General features: G+C 53.2%; 22 protein-coding genes and 2 pseudogenes. 8 read left to right on the top strand and 16 right to left on the bottom strand.

Annotated features, from left to right (window positions below; all coding sequences use genetic code 11):
• Positions 1-162: 162 nt before the first annotated feature.
• A complete protein-coding gene (locus NVV72_10535) occupies positions 163-624 on the top strand; it encodes a hypothetical protein (protein MCR6659752.1) in 462 nt (153 codons plus the stop codon).
• 40 nt (positions 625-664) lie between these two features.
• Here NVV72_10535 and NVV72_10530 read toward each other — a convergent pair whose 3' ends face one another.
• Complete coding sequence (locus NVV72_10530; protein MCR6659751.1) at positions 665-1636, bottom strand: DUF4880 domain-containing protein; 972 nt, start codon at positions 1634-1636, stop codon at positions 665-667.
• Positions 1637-1712: 76 nt separating this feature from the next.
• Entirely contained in the window at positions 1713-2558 is an 846-nt protein-coding gene (locus tag NVV72_10525) for a sigma-70 family RNA polymerase sigma factor (GenBank protein MCR6659750.1), read from the bottom strand.
• A gap of 147 nt (positions 2559-2705) precedes the next feature.
• Between NVV72_10525 and NVV72_10520 the strand changes: the two genes are divergently transcribed.
• On the top strand, positions 2706-2987 hold the full coding sequence (locus NVV72_10520) for a helix-turn-helix transcriptional regulator (GenBank protein ID MCR6659749.1): 282 nt from the start codon (positions 2706-2708) through the stop codon (positions 2985-2987).
• A 126-nt stretch (positions 2988-3113) separates the two neighbouring features.
• Positions 3114-3395, top strand: a complete 282-nt coding sequence (locus NVV72_10515; protein ID MCR6659748.1) for a helix-turn-helix domain-containing protein — start codon at positions 3114-3116, stop codon at positions 3393-3395.
• A gap of 9 nt (positions 3396-3404) precedes the next feature.
• Here the strand turns inward: NVV72_10515 and NVV72_10510 are convergent, their stop codons facing one another.
• The 9 genes from NVV72_10510 to NVV72_10470 all read right to left on the bottom strand — a co-directional run bounded on the left by NVV72_10510 (position 3405) and on the right by NVV72_10470 (position 12047).
• Entirely contained in the window at positions 3405-4076 is a 672-nt protein-coding gene (locus NVV72_10510) for a hypothetical protein (GenBank protein MCR6659747.1), read from the bottom strand.
• Positions 4077-4147: 71 nt separating this feature from the next.
• A complete protein-coding gene (locus tag NVV72_10505; GenBank protein MCR6659746.1) occupies positions 4148-5848 on the bottom strand; it encodes an ABC transporter ATP-binding protein/permease in 1701 nt (566 codons plus the stop codon).
• Between the two features lie 40 nt (positions 5849-5888).
• Positions 5889-6458, bottom strand: a complete 570-nt coding sequence (locus NVV72_10500; protein MCR6659745.1) for a DUF2285 domain-containing protein — start codon at positions 6456-6458, stop codon at positions 5889-5891.
• Between the two features lie 367 nt (positions 6459-6825).
• Positions 6826-7071: a hypothetical protein gene (locus tag NVV72_10495; GenBank protein ID MCR6659744.1), complete on the bottom strand. Its 246-nt coding sequence runs from the start codon at positions 7069-7071 to the stop codon at positions 6826-6828.
• A complete protein-coding gene (locus NVV72_10490) occupies positions 7061-7693 on the bottom strand; it encodes a GNAT family N-acetyltransferase (protein ID MCR6659743.1) in 633 nt (210 codons plus the stop codon). Before NVV72_10490 ends, NVV72_10495 begins: the two co-directional genes overlap by 11 nt.
• A 74-nt stretch (positions 7694-7767) precedes the next feature.
• Entirely contained in the window at positions 7768-8514 is a 747-nt protein-coding gene (locus tag NVV72_10485) for a LuxR family transcriptional regulator (GenBank protein ID MCR6659742.1), read from the bottom strand.
• A gap of 187 nt (positions 8515-8701) precedes the next feature.
• Positions 8702-9424 (bottom strand): chromosome partitioning protein ParB, encoded by a 723-nt coding sequence (locus tag NVV72_10480; GenBank protein ID MCR6659741.1) that lies wholly within the window; start codon positions 9422-9424, stop codon positions 8702-8704.
• A gap of 203 nt (positions 9425-9627) precedes the next feature.
• Positions 9628-10545, bottom strand: coding sequence for a ParB N-terminal domain-containing protein (locus NVV72_10475; GenBank protein MCR6659740.1), 918 nt, complete (start codon positions 10543-10545; stop codon positions 9628-9630).
• On the bottom strand, positions 10542-12047 hold the full coding sequence (locus NVV72_10470; GenBank protein MCR6659739.1) for a recombinase family protein: 1506 nt from the start codon (positions 12045-12047) through the stop codon (positions 10542-10544). The genes NVV72_10475 and NVV72_10470 overlap by 4 nt, the downstream gene beginning before the upstream one ends.
• A 134-nt stretch (positions 12048-12181) precedes the next feature.
• On the opposite strand from NVV72_10470, the gene NVV72_10465 reads away from it, so the two are divergent.
• Positions 12182-12562 carry a hypothetical protein gene (locus NVV72_10465; protein MCR6659738.1) on the top strand — a complete coding sequence of 127 codons (381 nt, stop codon included), beginning with the start codon at positions 12182-12184 and terminating at the stop codon, positions 12560-12562.
• A 249-nt stretch (positions 12563-12811) separates the two neighbouring features.
• Here NVV72_10465 and NVV72_10460 read toward each other — a convergent pair whose 3' ends face one another.
• Positions 12812-13183 carry a hypothetical protein gene (locus NVV72_10460; GenBank protein ID MCR6659737.1) on the bottom strand — a complete coding sequence of 124 codons (372 nt, stop codon included), beginning with the start codon at positions 13181-13183 and terminating at the stop codon, positions 12812-12814.
• A 244-nt stretch (positions 13184-13427) separates the two neighbouring features.
• On the opposite strand from NVV72_10460, the pseudogene NVV72_10455 reads away from it, so the two are divergent.
• From NVV72_10455 to NVV72_10440, 4 genes and pseudogenes are all read left to right on the top strand, one after another.
• A pseudogene (locus tag NVV72_10455) lies at positions 13428-13556 on the top strand (helix-turn-helix domain-containing protein).
• Positions 13557-13622: 66 nt separating this feature from the next.
• Positions 13623-14663, top strand: a pseudogene (gene dcm / locus NVV72_10450) (DNA (cytosine-5-)-methyltransferase).
• A gap of 2 nt (positions 14664-14665) precedes the next feature.
• Positions 14666-15127, top strand: a complete 462-nt coding sequence (locus tag NVV72_10445; protein ID MCR6659736.1) for a very short patch repair endonuclease — start codon at positions 14666-14668, stop codon at positions 15125-15127.
• Positions 15120-16442, top strand: a complete 1323-nt coding sequence (locus NVV72_10440; GenBank protein ID MCR6659735.1) for an MvaI/BcnI restriction endonuclease family protein — start codon at positions 15120-15122, stop codon at positions 16440-16442. The genes NVV72_10445 and NVV72_10440 overlap by 8 nt, the downstream gene beginning before the upstream one ends.
• A gap of 161 nt (positions 16443-16603) precedes the next feature.
• On the opposite strand, the gene NVV72_10435 is transcribed toward NVV72_10440, so the two are convergent.
• The 4 genes from NVV72_10435 to NVV72_10420 all read right to left on the bottom strand — a co-directional run bounded on the left by NVV72_10435 (position 16604) and on the right by NVV72_10420 (position 24807).
• Entirely contained in the window at positions 16604-20206 is a 3603-nt protein-coding gene (locus NVV72_10435) for a hypothetical protein (protein ID MCR6659734.1), read from the bottom strand.
• A 66-nt stretch (positions 20207-20272) separates the two neighbouring features.
• Positions 20273-21136 (bottom strand): hypothetical protein, encoded by an 864-nt coding sequence (locus NVV72_10430; protein ID MCR6659733.1) that lies wholly within the window; start codon positions 21134-21136, stop codon positions 20273-20275.
• Between the two features lie 444 nt (positions 21137-21580).
• Positions 21581-23503: a response regulator receiver domain gene (locus NVV72_10425; protein MCR6659732.1), complete on the bottom strand. Its 1923-nt coding sequence runs from the start codon at positions 23501-23503 to the stop codon at positions 21581-21583.
• Positions 23503-24807, bottom strand: coding sequence for an ATP-binding protein (locus NVV72_10420; GenBank protein ID MCR6659731.1), 1305 nt, complete (start codon positions 24805-24807; stop codon positions 23503-23505). The genes NVV72_10425 and NVV72_10420 overlap by 1 nt, the downstream gene beginning before the upstream one ends.
• Positions 24808-24816: the final 9 nt, after the last annotated feature.

The following is a 24816-nucleotide window of genomic DNA, read 5'->3' as shown; positions in this document are numbered from 1 at the left end:
CTGAAAGTCGTTAAGTGCTATAAAGTTAGCACCGTCCCGTTTACCAAAAGCTCTTGCGGACATTAAGTAAACGCTGATAGCGGCCTTGCAATTGAGTTCGGCCAAATGCGACACGAGGGGCTAATGCACCTTTATCTTTTTAGGATGTGGGATTCGAATACGTTGGAAACCTTCTATAAACTAGGGGTTTCAAAGGATCCGGACAAACGATTCAAATTTGGCGCCCAAAAAGTCATCGACAGTGACCTCTCGCTTGAGGTCAAGGTCAAAAAGTTGTTGAAAGGGGACACTCACATTTCCGATCATCCATACCAGTTTGAAAAAATACATACGGTGGAATTTAAGTTCGATGGCGAGGCTCTCTCTCGCGAGCAGGAACTCCTAACCACCGTGACATCGAATCGCCACATCCCGAAGAAACCTTTTTCTGGTCTCACCGAGTGCTTCAAATGCAATGATGAAGCACTAGAGTTACTGGTAGAACTTATGAACGATATGCAAAAAGAGGCGAAAGACGATGAGCCCGAAGAACTGATGTACAAACTTTTCGAGGTTCAGGTCAAAGAGTTCGACCCGATAAAGCGGCACCGATTGGTAATAGAAAAGATTAAATCGCGTGGGTGACATGATCGCTGTCAAGTTCAGTCACGTTTATAATCTGCCTCTACCGGGATAGCAAAACAGCGCCAGACGCATCCCTCGTTACATGAATGCCGAAGCCGGATTGCAGCGACGCCAAAAAGTCCGCCGGATCATGCGTCGTGAACCGCCCACCGAGCCGGATATTTTCCAGCCCTGCATCGAGGATCACCATTTTCCGGGGCAGGTAGCGGTTATATTCAGCGACGGCGACGCCAAGGGTCTGCCCGCTAAATACAAGCTCTCCGCTTCGCCAGCCGGAGATGAATTGCAGATCCTGAGCATCCAGTGACCGAACGTGAAGGTCCGAGGTCTGTGCGAGAACGGCCTCCCCGGCTTTCACCGTCAACGGCGCCTTCGCACTCGCATCTCCGGAAGCATTATTGCGAGCTGACGCAGAAACATTGCAGGCGCCTTTGACTACTGTGAGGTCAAGTGCCTGACCACGCAGGCGCACGTTCAAGTCCCCCTCCCCTACTCTGACTTCGCTATCACCACCGTACAAAAAACAAGGCCGGGGATCGTGCGGCACTAGCAGGGCTATTTCGCCGCGCTCCAGCCAGATGCGGCGCCGATCGGTATCGAACTTCCATGAGGCCTTCGAGTCCGTATTCAGGCTGATCTGACCACCATCCGGCAAAGTTATGGTCTGGCTTGCGCCAATCGCAGTGGATGCACTCGCCCGTGCCGTCGCCACAGAAACGGCTGTTGCGCCGGCCGCTGCCAAAACAAGCCCGCCGCCTGCGATCATAAGAAGGTTGCGACGATTAACAGGCTTTTCTGCCGCCCCGGTAGCCGGCGCTGGCTGAAGCCTTTTTAGGCGATCCAACTGAAACCCCACCCCGGCAATGCGGGCAAACGCAGCCGCATGGCTCGGGTCAGCGTCGCGCCAGGCTTCAAAAGCATCAATATCGGCCGTTTCGGAATCCAGTCGCGCGAACCAGAGCGAGGCTGTGTCCATGATATCTTTTCGCGTAGGTTTTTCTTCTGAGTTCACGCCGTAACCGGTCCTGAAAAGCAGCCCAAGGGACTCTCAACTAAAGGGAGAGCATAGGACAAATTGCAAATACCGTCTATTCCGGCTTTGTGGCTTCGGCTGTATTTGACGACAGGTCTGTCTGTTTCGGCCGGCTTGCATCGAGATAGTCGGCCAGCAGTACCATTCCCCGCGCCAGATGTTTTTCGACGGTCGACAGACTGATACCCAGCTTCTGAGCGATATCTCGCGGCCGCAGTTCGTCGATCCTGCGCATGATGACGACCTTCCGGCACTGCGGCGGCAACTGCGAAATGGCGCTCATCAGCAGATCAATTTCCTGACGCCCTGACAGTACATGAAACTGATCCGGAGAGAGATCAGCATAACTTACCGTCTCGGTCTTGGCATATTGCTGCATCGGGACAACGCGGGCATTGCGGAGCTTATTCAAACCCAGATTATAGACGGCGCGCATAACGTAGGCGCGTGGATGGGTAAGCGTCGTCCAGGTGTTACCGGATAGAATGCGGGCATAAGCGTCGTGGACCAGATCACGGGCACTATCGATGTCGCCGGTCAGACGACGGGCCAGACCGAGGAAGTCCCGTTCGTATGGCGACAGGTTGACACCGAACCAACGCTCAACATCGCGTATCCATGCTCTGCTTTCGGGCAAAGGGGCAAGAGTATGATGGCCAAATAGTTCGTGGATTTTGACGCCCAGCGCTTTCGCGATATTTCTAATCTGAACTGCTTCAATAGGCGCAGTTCCTTTTTCAAACGCTTCGATCTCCTCCGCATTTAGCCCCATACAAAGGCCTACAGCCTCGCGTGACATTTGAAGATACTCGCGACGACATTTCATTCGCTGGCCAATAAAGACATTAATTTCCTCGTCGGTCTGCAACGGTGCGGCATCAAATGTTTTGCGATCACTCATAAGGAGTTCGAAGTCCCGGAATGGTAATTGGTTGCATTGCCAGCATTGAATAAAACGATGCTCATTTAGAAGGAGATAAGGGGGTTTAGAACACAAATATGCACTTGAGTGCATGGTTACTTTCAGCCAATTGGCGTTGCTACATCTATGGATGTGCAGAAGCTCATTGGATGGAATTTAAGTCGGCTTAGGTTGGCCCGAAGGCTATCCCAAGAAGAATTGGCACTGCGCACCGAAATAATTGGTCAAGGTTACGTAAGCGGCCTCGAACGAGGTAGAAGAAACCCAACAGCCGTAACTTTAGTCCTGCTGGCGCGCGCACTTGATGTACAGGTGGGCGAGCTATTTTCGATTACCGATGCGCCTCCCAAAATTGTAGAGGGTCCCGTCAGAATAAACAGTACCCGTTCTGGAGTACGTGAGGTCTAACCATTTTTGCCAAGACCGATGTTGCCGAAAAACTATTGGCGCGACAGGCTTGGTTAAATTGCCTAATAGCACCAAATATGCACTCAAGTACGTGGCGAAGCAAGTGCAAATCCACTTGCTAGTCTTATGGATGTGCAATCGCTAATTGGCTGGAATGTGAAGCGCCTGCGTAAAGCAGTTGGCCTATCACAAGAGGAGTTGGCATTGCGCGTAGAGATCGTAGACCAATCTTATATAAGTGGGGTTGAAGGTGGTCGTCGAAACCCCACTGCCGTCCTTCTTTATTTGCTGGCAGCAGCTTTAGGAACTGAAGTTGGCGAACTGTTTTCCGTTGCCAACGTTCCATCGAAAATTACTGCGGGTCCGGTAAAAATTAAGAGCACCAGGTCAAAAAAAGATTTGATATAATTAACTGGCTTAGTCGGAACTGCTGTTTGTCTGATTGCGCTCTCGGATTTCACGGTAACGTTCTTCGTTCTGCTCACGCTCCCGTTGCCGATCATAGGATGAATAAACGTCCGCTTTAAGCTTCCCCTGCCCATTCGCGACTTTTTTCCAATCTTCCCTGATATGTTTGATCTCTTCGGCAATCTGAATAGTTGGGCTTGCTGAACCTAATCTGGTTATTCCCTCATAATCTGCCATATTAAAGGTGTAGGACAGCAATTGGCGTTCTTCACCCACCGGTTTAACTTTCCAAGTTACGTCGACCTTAAAGCTCTTACCTTTATAGATTTCAAATTCGGCCAAGTAGCTACTAAGAGATTGTCCCGGCTTCAAAATACTGATGTTTTGTAGCGGTATCGGTCTGTCGGATGAACGAACCTCTCCGTTCTCAAGTGGAGGGTCGAATTTTAGCTCGATGTCGAACGCAGTAGCGTTCCCCGTATTCTCCACGATAAGATCAATGTGATTCAGTGCCCATTGGTTTGGGATCAGGTTCGCTACGACCAATGGCTGCGCCGCTGCATCCGCCATCCGTTTAGTCTCAACGGCCAGTATTCCGGTTACTCGCCAGAGAAAGAACGTGGCCACTGCGGTGGCAAGGGTGCCGATAAGCGACCCGATAGTCAGAATTGTTTGCATCATAGGTCAATCTTACGTCGATTCACCAATCGCCCGAAGATTAATTTTTAGAGTGCGCCGGCTGCCCCGGTTAGTTATTCGGCTCCAAATTGTTGGTCGCTCCAAAGGTCAGCATATTCGGGTAATATCGACAGCAGTTCCGAATGCCCCCCATGGCCCAAAAGCCTCCCCGCTGACATGAAGAGGACTTCGTCAGCCGACTCCGCCAAGTTCAGCTCATGGGTGATAATAAGCAACGTCGAACTACACCCGTGGGCCGCCCTCAACGAGCTAATGGCAGCGGCTTCACTGCCCGTATCAAGTGCCGACGTGCTTTCGTCCAGTATAATTGCCGGCACCTTGACGCCCACCAACCGGGCCAGTTCCAGCTTCTGTACCTGTCCACCGGAAAGCCGCTCCCCTTGCTCCCCCACCGAAGCGCTAAAGTCGACCTGCCGCCCGGCCTCATGAAAGCGCCATTCGGTCAGCAGGGAGGCCAGATCGGCTTGGCTCTGGACCGAAGGCGGATACTGGGCGTTTTCGCCTAAAGTTCGGTTGAACAGGCCTATAAACTGCGGGACATACAGGATGTGCCGATGGCGGTCAGCCCGTCGTATTGTGCTCATATCCTGGCCATTGATAAGGACTTCGCCTGCGCCGGGCTCCAGAATGCCGGCCATAAGCTGAGCCAGAGTTGATTTGCCTGATCCATTGGCGCCGACAATCACGATAAACGAACCGGGTATGATATCGACGCTGATACCCTCGATGCCGGGCAGACCTGGGCCGTAGGTAAAGCTGACGTTTCGCAACGTTATGCCAGCCGGCGCCTTGACCGGAAGTGGCGCCGTTGCCGGTTCGTCCGCTGACTGGGCGAGATCAAGAACGTCGGCGGTGTTGGCTACCGAAACCGCTGCCTGGCTGAGAGTGAAACCCAGACCGCTGAGGGGAAGGGCGAGCCGAAAGGCATATGCCTGCAACAATACAAAATCACCGATCGTCATCCGATGGTTCAGTACATCGACACCGCCCAATGTCAGCAGCAGAAGCAGACCGAGGCCGACAACGCCGTACTGGAACGCCGAAGTCATAACCAGCGAACGCATCATCCGCTCGGTGGCCTGACGCTTCGCCCCGAATTGTGCGGTGATGGCAGCGATTTCAATAGGTAGCGCGCCGTTCAGAACAACGCGGCGTGCGTTACGCACAACGTCTCCGACGAGATGAGAAACGGCACCCGCGGCCGCATTCGCCGATCCGGCGTTCCGCTCATGCCGGATCGCGCCCAGCCAGGTCACAGCAATGAATCCAGCAAGGACCGCCGCCAGAATGGCCGCATAGTGGAAGGGGATCAGCGCTGCAATCACGGCAAGACTGGCAACAAGCTGGATCAGCAATGGCAGGGTGCGCCAGATAAGGCCATCCACGACGACCTGAAGGCTGTACGGCAGCCGTTCGATCAGACCAAGCAGCCTTCCGCTGTCTCCATCACGGGCACTCGCTGCCTCAGGCAGCCGGGACTGAATCGCGCCGACGGCCAGTTGCTGCGTCAGGGCGTCGATGACCCGCGAAGAATATACCATTCGCCACATTGTCATAATGCTCGCGCCGGCCCATGTCAGGACGAACAGCAGCACGAGGGCCGCAAGACGAAAACCGCTGACGCCACCTTCAGCCAGCGTGTCCACCAGTACCTTTAGTAGCCACGGGCTGCCTGTTGAAAGCACGATCTCCATCGCTTCGAGACATATGCCTGCAAAGACATCGCGCCTGACGCCTGCCGTGGCACTTGCCATCCGTCGTAACAGCTCGGCTATAACGGTCCGTGCTGACATCTTAATTCAGCAGCTTTCGATACCCGCCGGCCACCATATCGCGGCCGTAACGCAACAAACGTTGAACGCGAAGCCGGAGAAAATCGGATCGTCCGTTCCATTCATCGGCGACAAGCTTCGGAGAGAAAATCACCGCGGCGATCTCCCTATGGCTCGCGCCCGCCACCATGCCATCATAGGCCTGAAGCGCTTTCGCCCATTTTCGCGCGCCCGTTTCCTGCGGACACAGCGCATTCGGAATGCGCCCCAGGCGGCGGAGAGCATTCAGTCTCAAAAGCGTGCCGACCTTCGCCTCCATTTTCACGAAGCCCGCAATGTCGTAATGAAGCTGAACCGGGCCGGCGACGACACTTCCCGACCTGATCTCAAGCTGGATGTGGCGCGCGCCGTCGGTGAGTAGCAAGAATTCCCGGCCCGTGGAGTCGGTCAGAACGTCCGCCTGTCCGTAGAAATGGGCGATGTCAAAAGCATCCTCGTGCTGTGAGGGTATCGGTTCGGCATCGACAATCACAACAGACGGGTCCACGTCCGATTGCCAGAAAATCCTCTCATCCTGACGCTCTTCGCCCAAGCCGTCAGCATGTACAAATACCCCGTGAGAAAAAGGTCGTTCAAACCCTGACCGATCAGGAGGCTGCCGTCTTGCCCGACGGGTTGCCACCTGGCCGCCGCGGCAATCGCGGAAGCCTCGATCTGAAAATTGTGGTTCCGCTTTAGCCATAGCCAGGCCCAGTGCCTCCGGTCAGACATGATCAGGTTCTCGTAATGGGCGTTGTCCCGCCAACACTCTTCAGGTCTTTCTGACCTGTATCGCTCTCGGCCCATCCCGCAATCTCCCGCAGGCATTCTGCCCGCTTCGTACCAACGCCACTCATTCCCGGTTGCCTGTATTGGCTGCTCGTGCGCAATCACCTGCGCGCCCGGCCAATACCGGACACCTAATTGATGGTCTCAGCCAACGCTCCCTCCGGCGAACGGGCGAGAGCGGCACGCTTGTGGGCCACATAGGCCCGCAGGCACATGACAAAGGCCTCATCCAGGACATCCGCACAATCCGGCAGCCCGGCGCGGCGCATCTGGATGCGTAGATAGTCCAGCGCATCGATTGCCTGCTCCGTCGCCAGGTCACGGTCAGCCGAAATATTTGCCGTCTCCGGTCCCGCGCCATTGGGTCTATGCGACATCCCTACTCTCCACCGTAACCAAAGGCTGGAGGCTCCGGGACATACCCGTGGCTCTGAAAATTCCGTCCAGTTGTTCCGTCCTTACCGGGATGGACGCTGCCTGTATCTTCGAGTGCGCACCGATTTGCCTGGCGGCGCCCAGCCGGTCAAGATGAATACCCGATCGCTCGAAGACTGACCGAAGAATAAGAGTCGGCATCAGGCCGATGATCCTGTCGATGCCATGAGCCAGGCCGTATTCCAGATAGCCAGCACAGATATGATGACAGATGTTCAGCCTTTTCTCGGCGGGCAGGCGCCGGTCAATACAGAACCGGGTTCCTTCCCACACGTTTTCAGCGTCGAAAATGGTCCTGTCATCGACCAGCTCGGCAAAATGATCAGCAAGCATACATCCGTAGCTGATTGGCGTCAGGCGGCTGCTCCCGAGAACGGCCTTTCCATCCTCGGAGTAGACGAGGTAGACCGATGCGAGCGTGTCGTATTCGTCGAACTCCATGCCGTCGAGCGTTTTGACGTCGTATTGCTGACGTTCGATAAATTCCCGGTGCCGGAGCTGAAACTGACTGATGAATAAGCTGCCGTGTTTCGTTATATCTTTGTAGGATATGGCTTTAAGCATCTGATGGTCCCCTGCACTGGAGATACAAGATCATCAGAAAAATTAACCATATACCACTACGCGAAAGCGTAGTGTCAGAGTTCAATCATACCAAAACTCATCGCTATAGCGACCGCCGCTACCCGTGAATTGACGTCAAGTTTCCGAAATATATTGCGAACATGAAAATCGACTGTATTGACGCTGATATCCAGCAGCAAGGCGATCTGATCGTCCGTGCGACCTCTGGCGATCCAGACCAGAATTTCAGCCTCACGCAGGGACAGTGTGCTCAGGGCCGGTTGCAGTATGTGCTGCCGGCCGGCCAGGCGCTTGAATGCCACGTAGAACTGGTTGCAGAACGCCGCCAGAAGATCGAGATTTTTCAGGTGGCCAGTCCCCGACGATGACGTTGCCAGGGCGACGCCTGCGATTTGCATCCTTGGGCCACTAAATGGGATGCCAACGCCGTTACGAAGGCCCGCCGCTTCCGCCTGACCGAGAAATCTGACTTGCCTGTCTGATAGCGGCATCCGCCTTTCGAGATCGCGCCATCTGAACGGCCTGAAGCTGCTCGAAGCGCACCGCAGAACGGGATCGATTCTTGCCAGATCCCGGTCGTTATAGTGCGCCTGCCATTCTGTCGGGTAAGTGCTTATGATGCCAAAGCCTTGGTCACGTTCAGCTATATCGTCATCGTGCCTTATTGAGAAGTTGAGACGGTCGAAACCATGGAACATCATGACTCGGGTGAAGATCTCGAACAAATGCTCACGCGAATGCACGCTACCGGTCAACTCGACAAAGTCTTCGAAATAGTGCCCTGACTGGGGTATTGGCATGGCAACACTCCTTATTGCCTTGACTTGTTACTAACCGCCCCGGAATTGCGAAAGAAACGCAAAGCCAACTTAAGGCCGAAGAAACAGGTTGTCTATCGAATTAGTTGTCGGTCGATTCGCGTTGCCGAGCAGGGATTTTCGGAAAATCACCTTCTAAAGAATCGTCTGATTACGGACCGAATACGGGTCAGGCCTGGTCGTCTGCGGATGGCTTCAGGCTTGTCATGTCCGCCACCTGCTGAAACTGCCGCAGGATTTCCGGCTGGTGTTGCGAAAGATACCGGACGATGCGTGCGTTGTTAAGCAGGGTTCCGAGATAGCCCTTCGCAAGGGTGAGATGAAGAACATCCTTTCCGTAGCTGTCCTCAATCAGCCGGTATTCCCGTTGAAGGCTGTCCATCTCCGTTTCCATGCGGCCCATCTGGTCCTCGTCCAGGCCCTTAATTTTCTTTGGCCGCTCCGGATGGACAAGCTGAGCCTTGGGCGTGGCAGCCAGAAGTGCCATTGCATAGGACTTTGTATAGACGCCTGCGTCGTTCATCAGGGTCACTGCCTCAATCTGCCTGACAGGTTTCATTTTCCTCAGAACAGGGAAGGTCTTAGGGGCAATGAACTGGTCTTTCAGCAGCTCAACGGCTTCCGGGCAAATGCCTTCAAGCATGTCCCGCTTTTCAATAATGCGCCGAACATCGAGATTCAGGGCTTCAGCTAACTTTTCTTCCGATACTCCGCGCTCGATGGCCCGTCGGATCATCTTATGTTCCTGGATCGGCGCAATGCGATTGATGTGTTTGTTATAGGTGAAGCTTTCGTCGTCTGACGCAACAAGGCAGGTCACGGTTTGCTCGCCGAGTTCTTTCAGAGCATGAAGGCGAAGATGTCCGTCCCTCAAAAAATAGCGCCCGGCCATGCCGGCAGCGGACGAAAACCGCCGGCGGCTCGATAATACCGACCGCGCGGGTGGAAGCGACTATCTGCTTATATTTATGGCTTTTGAAAACTTTCGGGTCCAGAACCTTTGTCATGATGATCTGATCGATATCGATATCCACCGTGCGATCATCGAAACTGGCTTCGATGGACACCTGCGGCAATTTAGGTCCGCCTCCCCGCTTAGAAGCCATGCAGGCCACCTCGCTCCGACATGAGTGCCGCCAATGGCTTTGGCAGGGTGCTAAGGCCCTCCGCCCGGAGCAGCGTGCAGAAATGCTCATCCTGCGTCAGCTCCCGCAATGCCTCGGTGACGAATGTAAGCCGGGTTGCTGCCACATCGGCCTTTTTCGTCAGTAGCCTTTTTCGGTCCAGTTCGCGCTGGAACACCTTCATGACATCCTGAACCGATAGTGCCTTTTCGCTTTTTTCCCGCCCCGTGCGTTTCTCGCCGGTGTAGGCCTTCCCCCGTCTTCGGCGGGTATCCATGAGCTTCTTCGCAAGAAGCAGTCGATTACCCCGTAGCTGATTGGATTCGTAGGCTTCCTGTAATGCCTGCTGCTCTTCCTCAGGTCCTTCCGCGATACGTATGGCTAGGTACATGGGTATCTGGCCGCTTTCGACCGCTGTCAGCAGTCGTTGCTCGCCTTTGGCCATCAGATTGAGAATACCATCCACATAGTCAGTGGACATGCCCGTTTTCCTGCCGATCGCTGCGGCGTCATAACCCTGCCTGGACAAAATCTCGACGCCCTGAAGGATGTCCGCAGAGCGGTGCTGACGGCGCGCCAGATTTTCGACCAGGCTCATAATGAGAGCCTGCTCTTCAGTCGCATCGATTATCATGGCCGGAATTTCTGTTTGACCACAGGCGAGGAAGGCTTCGAGACGCCCCTGACCACAGATCAGGTCATAGCCCTTGTCAGTGGCACCGGAACGACATGCTGTGACCATGATGGGACGCTTCATGCCCACCTGAGTCATATTGGTCGCCATATCAAAGAAGATCTTCTGATTGCGCGCCCGCGGATTAAGGATGTTGATCCGGTCGATGGGGATACGTGCGATCTCGCCCACGCGCAGTCCTTTGGCACCACTCATGCCGGCACCGGCAGGTCTGCCCTCTCAGCCATCAGGAAGAACGCTTCGAGGTCATCGAAACGATAGGCATCGAGCGCGAGGTGATTGTTATCGGACAGTCGGATTTTTGGGTCTTCAACGTCGATCGCCGGGATGAGGTAATAGTCGAATACGTCCCGGTTGTTGGCCGCCATCCGAACAACAATTGTGATGTCGGGCATTAGGCCGGCGTCGAACCTGATTTGCCAGCGATTTTTGCCATTCGGCGCCTGCCCACAACGGCTGATGACCAGTGACGCTTTGATCTCTTCGTTGACGACAAGAAAGTCCGTTTCTTCATCGACTCGCACCTTGCCGCCCAACTGTCCGATCTGACTTAGGACATTGGCAACAATTTCGGGGTGCATCTGGCGGATATGGCGGTTGTCTTCAATGAAGGTCAGATCGCGCCCCGGATCGTAACCAATAAGCTTATAAGCTTGTGTGAGCCCGCCGAAGCGATACGCATAAACGGCGCTGGATGGCATATCGTCAGTTTCATCGATAAGAATTCCGGACAGCCATCCCTGCCGTTCGTGGAGAGCCTTGAGCTTTGTAAGCATATCTGCGTCCGAGAATTTCCGGTTTCTCTCGCGAATGATGCCCTGTGCTGTGTAGAAATGGCGCGGTTCGACGATCGCTTCAAAGACGCCGTCGGCGCGAACCCACATTTCCGGGCTATTCTCCACCCGGCGTTTCTTCAGCTTGAATGACCGTCGATTGAAAACATTGTTGCCGATATATTTTTCGTTGGTGAGAATTCCATGGACGACGCCCCGCGTCCAGTTGCGGCCAAGGTCGGTTTTTACGGTACGAAGGTTGAGGCGTGCGGCTATTTCGGATTCCCTAAGCCCCTCCTCGGTAAAGGCCTTATATATCCACTGTACGGTTGAAACCTCATCTTCCGGGCCGGCCACGAGCACAACACGATCGGTTTGCAGCGATTTGTGCTCACCACGTTTCAGTTCGCCTTTAGGGTTGCGTTGCTCGTCAAGCAATACCCGTCGCAATCCGAAGCCCGCCGGGCCGCCCTGACGGAACCCAAGTTCGATGAGGCGGCACTGACCGGCAAAAACTTTTCCGGACAGCTCGCGGCTATACTCGCCCGCCATGGCGCGCTTAACGCCCTTGACGATCGTTGAAACCGGGCTTCCGTCATTCTCGAACTGCTCTGCAACATAGTGAACATCGATGCCCGCCCGCCGGCAGATATATTCGTAATAGGCGCTCTCGTCGGCGTCCTGAAACCTGCCCCAGCGCGTGACGTCCAGAACCAGGATTGTGGAAAAATCCGCACTACCGTTTTGAACATCAGCAATCAGGCTCTGTAAGGCCTCCCGCCCGTCAATGCTAAGACCGCTCTTGCCGGAGTCGGTATATGTCCGGACGATATCGATCGCAAACCGGGTAGCGTACTCACGGATCGCATCGGCCTGGTTTTCTGTCGAGTATTTCTGGTGATCGGTAGACATGCGGACGTACATGGCGCCGCGCTTCCGACTGGAGGTTTCGTCACTTCCGATTGTCATTCCCACGCTCATCAATCCCGTTCCCGAAGGCGTTAGCAGTTACCGCCCCTTCTGAGGCTGCGGGGATTTCTAACGCGGGAGGGGACGGCTTGTCGCTTGCAAAAACAGGGCGAGTTTTGGGAGCAAAATCAAACGTTTCCTCTGATCGTGAGCTTGCCAGAATCGTCGCAAAAGCCCTCCGCGAAGACTTCGGGGATATGGCATCGGCCATCAAGCAGATCGGTCATATCACCACCGCAAACCTCAACACCGTCACCAACTGGTATCAGGCTAAAAATGTCCCTTCTTCCAGACACTTACTTGTGCTGGCCAGATCATCTCCGGGCATTTTACGGCTCGTTCTGATGCAGATCGGCGGCGAGGATCTTTGGGATGCGTTTCAACTCTTTCCCCCAAAAGGACTCCCGAAAAGGCGGCTTTTCAGGACGAACCGAATGCACATAAACCCGTCGTCGCGGATGGCACAATAAATGTCACAATAAACTCACTCAACGCTCGACAGACCTGGTTTCTATCAGAACTGAGACAGGCGCCTCGCACCGATGCCGTGAGCATTGCGGATAAATGGGATATCAATATTCGGACAGCCCGGCGCGACATCGCCGGGTTACAAAACCGCAAACTGGTGAGTTACCGCGGCGCTAAGCGAAACGGCCACTATATCCTGCGGGAGCGTCCATCCGGTGACAACTAACTTCAGCCGAACAAGGGCACCGCCGTTACGCGGCTTCGACAAATAGGGCGACGCCGCCGGGCACCGATTCCTGCGCCCGTCGGGCACTGCCATTTGCGTCCACGGCATCGAAAATGCGTCGCTCAAGCTCGCCTCTCCTTGGGTCCGCTTCCGCATCCCAAAGGGCAACAATCTCTTCGTCGCTTAGACCATTCTCGACCTGAAACGCCGACACGGCTTCCGCAGCCTTTTCTTCATCGGTGTAGTCGTAAAGACGATCCGCGATGTCTACTGAAACACTCATATCAACACCTTTGAAGTAGATTTCATTAGCCTGAATACCGCGCAAACCCGGCAGTTCAATTGGCAAGATTACCGTCTGAACAATACCATAGCCACGATAAGGAGACCAGGCCACAAATCCCCTTTCTTCTTACTTTTTGTACCTCGTCCCCGGACGTGTGCAAATGGCGCACCCGATTCATTCTGTCAGTTTCTCGCATCCAAACCTCGCCTATCGATGGCTGGGCAGACACGTCTTCTGTTTGCCGGTGATGCGGAACAGAACAGGAATATTTTTCGTTCGCAAGGTGAAATCACGCTTGATATCTGGGGCAAATAACGACACCGTGTCAAAATTATTCCCAGCGACAAGGTGCTCAATGCAAAATCAGGACTTCTCTTCTCTCCGGATTCAGGCGGGCATAACGATCGAAGCACTCGCTGAAAAGCTGGGATATAGCCCCAGACAAGTCTATCGCTGGGAGAAAGGCGAACAGCCACCACGCGAGGGCGTACTGACCCTTCTGAAGAGCATGATCCAGAGTCCTTCGAACGTTACAGCACTTAATAGCCGCTTCACGTTCATCGATTTGTTTGCCGGAATCGGCGGACTTCGCAGAGGCTTCGACTCAATTGGCGGCCATTGTGTATTTACGTCAGAGTGGAACAAATATGCTCAACATACTTACGCAACCAATTTTCGGGACAATCACCCAATAAATGGGGACATCACGCAAATTCAGACGGCGGAGATTCCGGATCATGATGTTCTGATCGCCGGCTTCCCATGCCAGCCTTTTTCAATAGCCGGCGTCTCCAAGAAGAACTCATTAGGTCGCAGCCACGGCTTTCTTGACGAAGCGCAGGGCACCCTGTTCTTCGACGTTGCACGTATCCTGAACGACAAGCGCCCCGCCGCCTTTATGCTTGAGAATGTCAAAAACCTGAAGAGCCATGACAAAGGGCGTACTTTCGAGGTCATCATGAAGACCCTCCGTGAAGAGTTGGGGTATCATGTCTGGCACAAGGTCATCGATGCCAATCACTTTGTCCCCCAACATCGCGAACGGATTGTCATCGTGGGTTTCAGAGAGAATGTGCCCTTTGACTGGGACGATCTGAACCTGCCTTCCAAAAGCACGCAGCGGTTGGGCGGTATTCTTCACCCGGAAGATGCGACGGAAGATACGGAAGAACCCTACACGACTGGCCCTGCGGCCGGGGTGAACGATAAGTACACGCTCACTGACAAGCTTTGGGCATACCTGCAGGGGTATGCCGCGAAGCACAAGGCCGCCGGCAATGGATTTGGTTTCGGGCTGGTCGGCCGCGATGATGTCGCCCGCACACTCTCCGCTCGCTACTACAAGGACGGGTCGGAAATACTGATTGATCGGGGAGCCGGCAAAAATCCAAGGCGCCTGACGCCTCGTGAATGCGCCCGACTGATGGGTTATAGCGATGACTTCCGCATCCCCGTGTCCGACACCCAGGCGTACAAGCAATTCGGGAACTCAGTAGCCGTGCCGGTCTTTTGCGAGGTCGCGCGTATTATGCAGCCTCACATCCAGGCTCTGCTGAGCGCCCAACAGCAGCAGTACAAAGAGGCTGTCTGAAATTGACTGACGTTCATGACATCGGAACGCGCAGCCGTAACATGGCCGCGATCAAAGGTCATGACACCAAACCGGAACTGCAAATTCGCAAGGCCCTCCACAGCCTCGGGTTCAGATACAAACTTCATGACAGAAGCTTGCCAGGCAAGCCCGATCTGGTGTTTCCCAGGTATCGCGCTGTCGTCTTCGTTAATGGCTGCTTCTGGCATTTGCACGATTGCCATATGTTCAAATGGCCAGGCACGCGTCAGGAATTCTGGCGTGCAAAGATTGGCCGCAACGCAGAAAACGACGTGCGAAACCTGCGCTCGCTGTCGGACATGGGCTGGCGCGTCGCGACGGTATGGGAATGCGCGTTGAAAGGCCGCACCCGACTTGCAGATCAGAAAGCTGTACAGCTTCTGGCTGAATGGCTAAGGTTCGGAAACGATTCAATAAATATCCGGGGCTCAGATCTTGGTTGATTCACTTTCCCAGCTTTTGGGCCTCATGCTCCACCATGGAGCGACGAGAATATATGCGAAGAAACTGTCGCCAAACGACAATTCTAAGAACCAGGTCTACCTCGGTGGCGACTTTTCAGCCCTCAACATTATACCACACAACGACATCTACACAGATAGCGAAGAAGCCGCAGGAAGTGTTCGCGACCGCGGCAAAGCGAGCCTGAATTTCTTCTGGGTGGATCAGGATGGAAAGCACCCTGCCCCCGAGGCCCAGCTCATCCTGTATCCTAAGTATCCTGAAGTCCGGATGTCGGGCTTTTTAAAGCGCTGCAAGCAGGCGCCAAATGAAATCATGCGCATCCGCGACCCCGGCCGTATTCTATTCATTGGCGTGACAGCCCGGCGGGAAGTTCTTGGCTTTGCCATCAAGGCCGACAGCCCAGTAGCCGTGGAACTCAACAGCCGCCAGTGGGAAAGCCTTGGCGTCTTTCTGGAACTGCCAGCAAGCGCGGACGTCACACAAAATCCAAAATCGATATTGCTGGCCGAGCTTCGACGGATACACGCGCTCAAATGGATTGCATCGCAGAAATTAAGCAGAGACGGCAAAAAGCTGCCCTACGCGGCCAGGAATGCCGGTGGCTATACTCTGGAAGCTGAACTTGGCATATCGCCCAACGGTTACTCGGAACCTGATTTCATGGGATGGGAAATCAAACAATACAGTGTCACCGATTTTCAGACTTATCGCGCCAAGACCCCCGTGACACTTATGACGCCCGAGCCAAATGGGGGCACCTACAAAGACGAAGGTGTGGCAGAATTTCTGCGCCGGTTTGGATATGCCGACAAGAGCGGCAAGGCTGATCGGTTTAATTTCGGCGGTATCTACACGTGCGACAAAGACTTCCACGCTGACACGGGCCTGAAAATGACCCTCGACGGCTACGACGTACAGACCGGCAAGATTACAGACATGGACGGGAGCATCAATCTCATTTCACGCAATGACGAGACAGCAGCATCCTGGAGCTTCAAGGGTATTATGCAGCATTGGAACCGAAAGCACGCCCAAGCCGCGTATCTGCCCTGCCTTTTCCGCGAACCTCCACCGGAATATGCCTTTGGTGCCAAGGCGCTTCTATGCGAGCAAACCGATTTCATCTTGTTTATGAGGGCTCTTGCCGAAGGAAAAATCTATTACGACCCCGCCGTCAAAATAGAGAACGCATCGTCAGAGCACCCGACAATGAAAAGACGTAGCCAGTTTCGGATCAAGCACTCTCAAATTGTCGAGGTGTATCATCATAACGAAGAAATGCCGCTCATTTAGGACAACCAAGTAGGGTCAGATGCAGAAAATACCTTACATGTGCAGCCAAAGCCCGCGTCCATACAACTTACCGCAGCCCTTAGCAGACCCGCGCTTAGACGGAATATGAAAAACAGCGCTTAGTTTTTAAAAATCTGCTCTCGCAAAACCACTCTTAAATCTTATTGACCGCTTTGCGCCAATTCGATGGTAAAGCAATGTGTAACGCCTGCGCCAGTCGTGAACCGTTGAGAGTCGAATTGTTCCGGGGCGACATACCAAACTTGATTAAGATGGAAAGCCGCACTCAACGTTGCCGCCGCAACGGCCTGTATTTTGTTACCCGTCAGTCCGACTTCAAAATTGAGACCATCTCGCAGAAACCAATTTTCATAGCGACGGGTAAGTGCTTCAAGGTGCCCCGACAAGTCATTAAATGGGTATTTCGAAACTGTCGCGTTTGGATTTTCACGAGCCGCTACCTCTGCCACCAGTTGAGCGATTCTAGTGCGCGGTGAAACTCCGTTATCTACTAATATATCCATTTGGTCATAATCTCCTACCTCGGCGAGGTGGAGCAGCCGCTCATGCTTAGAGGAGGCGAACGCACACAAACTTCTCATGCGCGTACCGTCGGACTCAGTTTTCAAAAGCGGCATTAGCTTGTAGGGGCCGACCTCCCCCATCAAAACATTTTTCAATGACTGAAGAAGCTCGTGATGATTTGCCTTCTCCTCGGCCTCCAAAATGGGAACCAACTCGTCGTCCAAGGGGTAATAACGGTCCGCTTCGGTATATATGATACAAATTTTTCGAGATTCCCTGAGTGAAGATCTGACAAACCCGAATAATGCTGGCTTCGCTAGTGCGGTTATATCTACATAAACATTCTCACCCAACCGAGGGAATTCATGCTTTATTGCATTTTCGTACGTGATTATATCAAGTGGGACTTTACGTTTTTTTATTAAATCAACAATTTCCTTCGTCTTCCCCTCGACTTTGTATGATATGGCCAAAATCCGATTTGGCTTGCTCGTTGCGAGAATCCTATCAACAGAAGCAAATGCTCTATCTTCAAAACCAAGGCCTATGACTAAGGTTTCGATTTTTTGGCCTGCTGTATCATCAAGCGATTGCGAAGAAATGGTGGGCAAAGGCAGATGAGCACCACTTAACGAGACCCGATCCGCCGGTGTCGCGTCCATGATTTTCTCATTTGAAATTTCGAAAAATTCCAGAAATGGCTGCTCACTCGCCTGTCGTTTGCCCGATTTCGCAGTCAAATCCGTTCCGATATCTCCCGGCTCTTCTCCCATGTCGTCATCTGGATCATTATTGAGGTTTCTCATAAGAATTGCTTTGCCCGTTGTAGGCGCCCGCAACCACTCCTCCAAATCCGCGCCAGACAGCTCAAATCTATCGCGCTCTGCCAGACCGATAAAATTCACGAGCCCGTATATCTTGCGATAGGTCAGCTTGAACTGTTGAGTCGGATTGGAGTCGCGGGTCTTAGTTCTTGGTGCTCCGCCAGTAAATACAAATACGCCGGCATCGACCAGTTCACGAAGAATTTTCATCTGCTCTGAAAAATCGCCAGTCGTCACTCTGACGTAAATGGAAGCATATTGGCGGAGACGAGGCTTAGAAGCCGTTTTCTTTCGCGCCGATTGAACTAGAAGTTCGTGAGCCGCCTCAGCGAACGCTTTCGCAAAATCCTTCAAATGACTTCCGCGACGGTCCAAGAGGTATAGATGTCGAGAACAAAAATCCTGAAAGGCGTCCGATTGAACCTTTGCCGAAATCGGAAACTTGCCTTCCGCCCGATTGAGCATGTCCTCATATAAACTGATAACACTGCCAATATCGCCTACGCACATCCCCGTTAATGCAGTGATGCCATGATAAACAGTTTTCCGATCTCCCGATGCCTTGGATGTCAGCGCAATAGTTCTCGCTATGTCCTCGTACGAAAGGTCTCCCAATATTTGCGAGGGCTTTGCCTTTGGATGGCTCGCGTAAAATTTCGCCCTCATATTCAAAATATCTTCGACAAAACGCTTACCGACATGATGATCTCGCAGACGCCCATGGACATCCGCTCCCAGATCAAACGTCTCGAAATCACGAGCGGCAGCGGCAGGGTTTACCTGCCCCGGTGATTTTAAGCTCAAAAATATTGTCTGCGCCTCGGACGTTATCTTAAAAGCACATAGTGGATTTTGGAATATAAGCGCCGATAGCAGCACTTCGATTCGGTCGGCAGCAATATATCTGGTGGAAACATCATCAAGTAGAAAAAGTATCTGAGCATCAGACCATAAAGCTGATGACTTTCTAATCGCGTCAGCCAACTGCGGAAAGGCATTACCCGGATGCGAAGCCAATTCCGTCGTGTCATCCGACCGCCCAACAAGTATTACTAACTTTATTAGATATCTTTCAAGTTGTTCAATAGTTAATATTTCCGGAACCTCCGGCCTAGGACTTAAATTTTCCACTATCGCGTCAGCAATGGCGATATATCCGCCGTCCGGAACATAAGAGGAATCAAGATCAGACAAATGAGCAAGCGCACGTGCAGCTTCCAGGCCGTAAGCAACGAATAATCTGGCAAAAGAATTCTTATGCTCTGGATCTCCGGCAGTCTCAATACTTAAAAGACGTTGTGCCGAGACGAACAATCCCACATAATTGTCCCGTTTCACGCGGGTTAAAACCGCCGCATCCTGTTCGTCCGATTGCCGTGCCGCACGTGCGTGGAATTGCATAGCCCTAAGCAGAAGCGTCTTGCCGCACCCGCGCATCCCGGTAACGATCAGCGGGCCAGGGGCACTGATCCTGGCAAGCCAGGCCCCATCCGGATCGACGAGAAGCTGCGGAACATGCCACGCGTCGAGAGTCTGAGCGTTATATGAGGCGCCGAATGTACGTAGCTTTAATTGCTCTCGCCATGGTCGCCAAGGCTCAGAAGTCTTAAAGTATTCCGCTTCGATAAGCTTTATGAAATCCGCAGCGGCCGGCGTACGCTGATGTTCAGCCTTGGGAGAGATCGCGCTGGCAATTAACTGGAGTGCATGCGAAATTCGTGCATCGAGATCGGTAATAGAATCCAAATTTGATAGCAGGCGTTCCACCATTTTTTGGATGTGCACTCCAATCCAGTGCAAATCACCAAAATGGGTATCATCGGAACGCCGGTCTCCACCCAATGATCCCAAATCAATCGCAACGGCGCGAATAGTCGGATCCATTGCCCCCTGCCTATATCTGCCACGGGACAATTGCTCGATCATAATGTTATCGGCGTGCAGGTCATTATGATTACTTAGATGTTGCTCAAGCTCCCCCTTAATGCGAAACAAATCCGCCGATATTTGCGCCGCAGCCGCCGCTGAGAGTGGTACTGATCCCCGGATGTAATCCCCGAGCATTTTGCCCTCAATATACTCAAGCACTGCCACATGACACAGAACTAATAAACCTTCGAAATCGACCGAAGCATCGAACATATCGATAATTCTAACGACGTGTTCAGCATTCTCAGCCACTTCGCTATGCGATGTACATTCGCTCTCAAAACTTTTGCCAAATATCTCATACATTTTTACAGGGATGAGCTTCAGCACGAATTTATTTTTCAAAGGCCCTATTTTTTTCGGCAACGTATGTAGCTCCGTAAAAGCCACGCTGGAGCGACGCCAAAATTTTATATTGGCCAATAGACGTAGGAAGTCTTTCCAGTGGAAAGCCATATTTATTTCCACAATCAGGACATAAATCATGAATATCTTTTTCGGAAAAATCAGGCTTTGGGCACAAAAAACAGCAATACCTAGACATATATATCCTCATGCCGCTTTCCGGCGGGAAACTGCGAAAAAAGTAATACAGGCCTCGACATCCAATACTAGCTCGGCGTCATCGAAGTCATTGCGAATGGACAATATTGGTTGCCCCAATTCGACATACTCTCCATCTTCCGACTTTAGTATGATTCCAACTGGATCGGAGTATTTTGAAGTGAGGTGGGGCCTGTTTTGATATTTTACCATCGCAGCCCTTAATCGGCCCAAATCGTAGCGCACATAGCCATTTTGCCGGGCATTTACCATGATCCGGTGGTCGACTACCAATTTCTCCAGCAGATCCTGCAGCGCTTCTTTAGATCCCCCCTGCGCCACAATATTTTCATCAAAGACTTTGGCAATTTCGCCGGGACCAACGCTCCTTTCACCCGCAACCGCCGCCGCGAGGTCTTTGCATTGGTCGGCGTGTCGAGTTAGCCATTTACAGGCGCTGCCGGTAATTACGCGGTTGAGCGCAAGCAACGATTCCTTTCGCCCCAAATATGGCTGATATGCATAGCCGCCGTCAGTCAAAACGCATGTCGCTGTTAAGCCTAAAATTTCAGCAACTCGAACGAATCTCTTCGCATTAGCGGCCGCATCGTCAAAATTTTTCCCAAAATTTCCACAATCTGAAACGCGAACGTCTAGGCCAGCTCTTTCGACAGAGACCGATATTTTTTTTGAAAGTAAGCTGGCTATTACAAGTGCCGGGATTGCCTGTGCATCGTTTTGTTGCCTGTAATGAAAAAATTCGTTATCCATCGGCGCAATGGTTTTAGCCTCAAAATGCGCGTATCCGCAGGCCTCGATGACCGCGGCAACTTGCTTTCCAGAAAGCGATGTCCGATAGCCCGGAATTTGCACTAAAACATCCAGTCCTCCCGCCGGCCTACCGGGAACCCCCAATTTGGGAACGATATATCCCATTGCGCGAAGAAATAAGGGACAGATCAGAGTCGATAAAGAACTGGGCCCCCCGGTCGATGCCAAGTCGGCCGTAGGCTTCCCCCAAGACGGCATCAATTCACCGGACTTTTGCAAGAGCAACGGCGATGTCCGCAATATCGTCATCGCCCAATTCACCCGCCTTTGCCCTTCCTATGATCGACGAAAATAAGTTAGCCTGTTCCATAGGGCGCATCTGTTACCTGCATATCCTGTTAATTACTTGGCGCTTGAGCTTTGGAAAAGTGTCCAGCCAGGAACGCTGAATTAGGAGTACCAAGAGTTCATAAGGGCCAGCTCAATCCCGCAGGCCGCTGGCATCTTAGTTCAGGAAGTATCAATGAAAGTCATCGACTGGGCGGATCAGTTCGAAGGCATCTTCATAAAGTCGAGGCCAACGCGGGACAAGTGCTGCCCGGCGATCTGAAGAATATGGGTCGCGTTGAGACCTCTGAGTTGGTCGACTACAGTGAAGTTCTCATAAATTAATTCGCGATCATCTTCTGGATTGGCCCGAACGACGGCCTCGGCCTGTGGTAGCGCATCGATCGCTGCTTCAGCTGCCGGTTCGCTCTGATCGAATGCACCACCGGCAGTACCGCGCGCGGCAGCGGCCTCCGCAGCTTTTGCTCTTTCCGCCCGCGACAGTAGACGCGCCGCCCGAAACACAGTCGCGCCGTCCGCTTCGCGGACGTTCCCTGCATTCGAGGCAAATATGAATTCGTAAATGGGCTGCTTATCGTCGTTGAACAGTGCGAACGCCATTTTCTTGCCATCGATGTCGAGAAACACATGTCGACCGTGTGCCGCCACCTTCAAAGCGTCGTCGAGGTTCGGTTCGCCTATCAGCCGAATCGCAACTACCGCGGTTATGGGATGAAGGGCATGGCTCCACAATTGTTGGGCGCTCGGCGCACGCGCAACCAAGTCGCACGCGGGCGACGCGGCAACCCAGAAAGTGTTGGCGTGGGAATCCGTAAACACCGTCCCGGTCGTTATGTGCGATCGCCGGAATTTTTCCGTCGAGAAGAAATTGTTCAGCCTGAAAAGTACATCTGGCTTCTTTACCTTTATGGGGGTACGGGCAAACTCGGTAGCCGCTTTGAGCATTGCGGCGGTTCCAGGTGCGGGCCAGGTCGCGGGCGTCCACTGGGAATCGCGCAATTCGCCGACTAGGGCGTCGCTCGCAAGTCGGAGCAGTTCTCTGTCGGAGGAGAGGCGTTTCTTAATGCCGTCCACGATCTTGTCGATGACGCTCATCAACGGCACTGTGACGTCTGGATCGGCGCTAAGGTCCAGCGGTCCCAGCGATTGGAGAAGGTAATACCAAAGCGCCGTTTGAATCTCCGGGTCTCCCAGATGCAGTTCTTCGGTCGCCAAAGCATCAGACTCAAGGACATTCTGGATTTCTGAAATCAAGATTTGAAACAGGCTCGGCCGCCACGATAGCAACGCTTGGGCCAACGCGGCCATGATACCTGCAGGATCTTCTGCCGGCACATCCTCGCTGAGAGCCTGCTTTTGCAATATCGCGATGAAGGAATTATGCGCCTGAATCCACCGAACGCCGCTTCTATACCCGCCGACGGCCTTCCTCTTGGCCTGGCCGGCATGGCCGCCCGCACTCTCAGATATCGCTACATGGATCATCGCCCTTAGAATTTCTTCTTGGACCGCAACGGGAACACCGAGGTCGTTCAGTTCCTTGCGAGCGCTTTTCTTTTCCGCCGCAACGACGTCGTCCATTTCGCGCCGCATCGCAAACGCCATGGTCGCTTGGCGCGTCGCAGCCGGCAAACTTCCTTCGTCGGACAAGCGTGTCCAATGCTCCAAGGCCTCGCCCTGTAGTGTGTCCGGGTATGTGTTCCAATGCCCGGTCAAGCTCGCAATGATCTCCAGCCAGACTTTGTCCTGATCCGGTTCCGCCGTGTACACGACGACAGTGTTGAAATGTTTGGACGCCGACAACGACCGCAGCAAGCTGATGGAGCGCTCGTTGCTCTGGTCCGGCCCTAAGTTGTAGTCCAGGATCACCAGATCGCTTTTGCGTAAGTGATCAGCTTCGACGTCAGAGACATCGTTTTCGACATCGCAAATCATATGGAGACGACGAAAATCCTTGTAGAGGGCAAGTGCTGTGTCCTTTTGCTTGAACTTGTCAGAGCCGTCGTCGCCCGCCATCAGATCGGAATAGGTTGGGAATTGGTCGTCGATCATCAGGACCGTTCTCAACGGCTTCAGCTCGAACGTGTCCCTTACCGCCTGTTCGTACGCACCGTCGGCCATTATTCCACCCCTTTGAATTCGATGATGAAGTTGGCGCCGCTCAACACATGCGGGTCGCCCGTCATCGCGTAGCGTATTTTATGTCCGGCTACGGACAGATTCGTTTTGGACAAGTAAAGGCCGACGCCTCGGCCGGACCGCCTTCTTGAAAAGAAAATCTCGAATAATCGCGGCACGTCTTCCGGATCGACGCCAGGACCGCTATCGGCAATGACGACCAGGCCATCCCTGAAATCAATCGTGATTTTGCGGTCCGCAACCTGTGAACACCAATAGATCGCGTTGTTCACGAGGTTTATGAAGACGGGATAGATACGAGACGGAATGTCGCGGATAATGATTTTGCGGAATTCTGCAGTAGCGACGAATTCGATGCGCTGATCGGCGAAAGTCTGTCCGAAGAAGTCTTCGACGTAGTCCGCCAATTGCCGTCCGGTGATTTGTTCGCGCGCGCGATAACCACCAATCTTCATTGGCGCTAGGAACCGAATCCGATCCGCCAGTGCTAGGTGCGCGCGCATCGCCCTTTTGAAGGGTTCGCTGGCCTGCACGTCTGCGGTTAGTTTGTTGAGATTGCGCCGAACTTCGGTTTCCAGAGTCTCGAACTCATGTCCGATGATTTCGACGGTAATACCGACCTGTGCGATCGACCTAATGTCCTTCAGTTGCTCTTCCAGTTCCGCCCGGTCGTCTTCGGTGATAGCATAGGCACCTTCGAGGTCGATGCCCTCTAGCAACTGTTCCAGAGTATTTAGGAATGAACGATATCGATCGGTGAAACCTTCGGCAAGCTCCGCCCGGTTTGCCTCGACAATGTTCAAATATGCCAACAGATTCGCCGTGTTGATTTCACCATCAAGCAAATATCCGGCGCGCGATTTAAGCAGCGAGGCGTCGTCCAAGGCATTCTTGTGCCAAAGGGCGCGTACTTCGGCGAGCTTGGCATCGATCAAGGTCGTATACCGGCTGAGTTGACGTTGAAGTTCGCCTTCTTGTTCGGCGAACCGCTCGGCGAACACCGTCTTCGGCTCTTCGCCCTTAAGCGCGGCGTCGACTTGCGACGACACGTTCGTCAGCTCTTGAAGCTTGTCCAATAGCATTTGATAGTCGTCGCGATATTCTCTCCAGCGCTCTTCAAGGTCTCCCAACCTTGAAGAAGGGACCGGCGGGCGCAATTCTTCGCTAACGGCTCGGATTTGGTGCGCCCGCGAGGCGAGCACGGTGGCCTGTACCCGATCTTTTTTCTGGAGCGTGTCCTTGGCCAACGCTATCAACGAATCCACGCGGGCCAACGCATCGACCAACGGCGGAGC

Origin of the sequence: Asticcacaulis sp. (genome assembly GCA_024707255.1) — a bacterium.
GTDB lineage: Bacteria > Pseudomonadota > Alphaproteobacteria > Caulobacterales > Caulobacteraceae > Asticcacaulis.
Note: the sequence above shows the minus strand (reverse complement) of the source record. Positions and strands in the feature narration are given on the sequence as shown.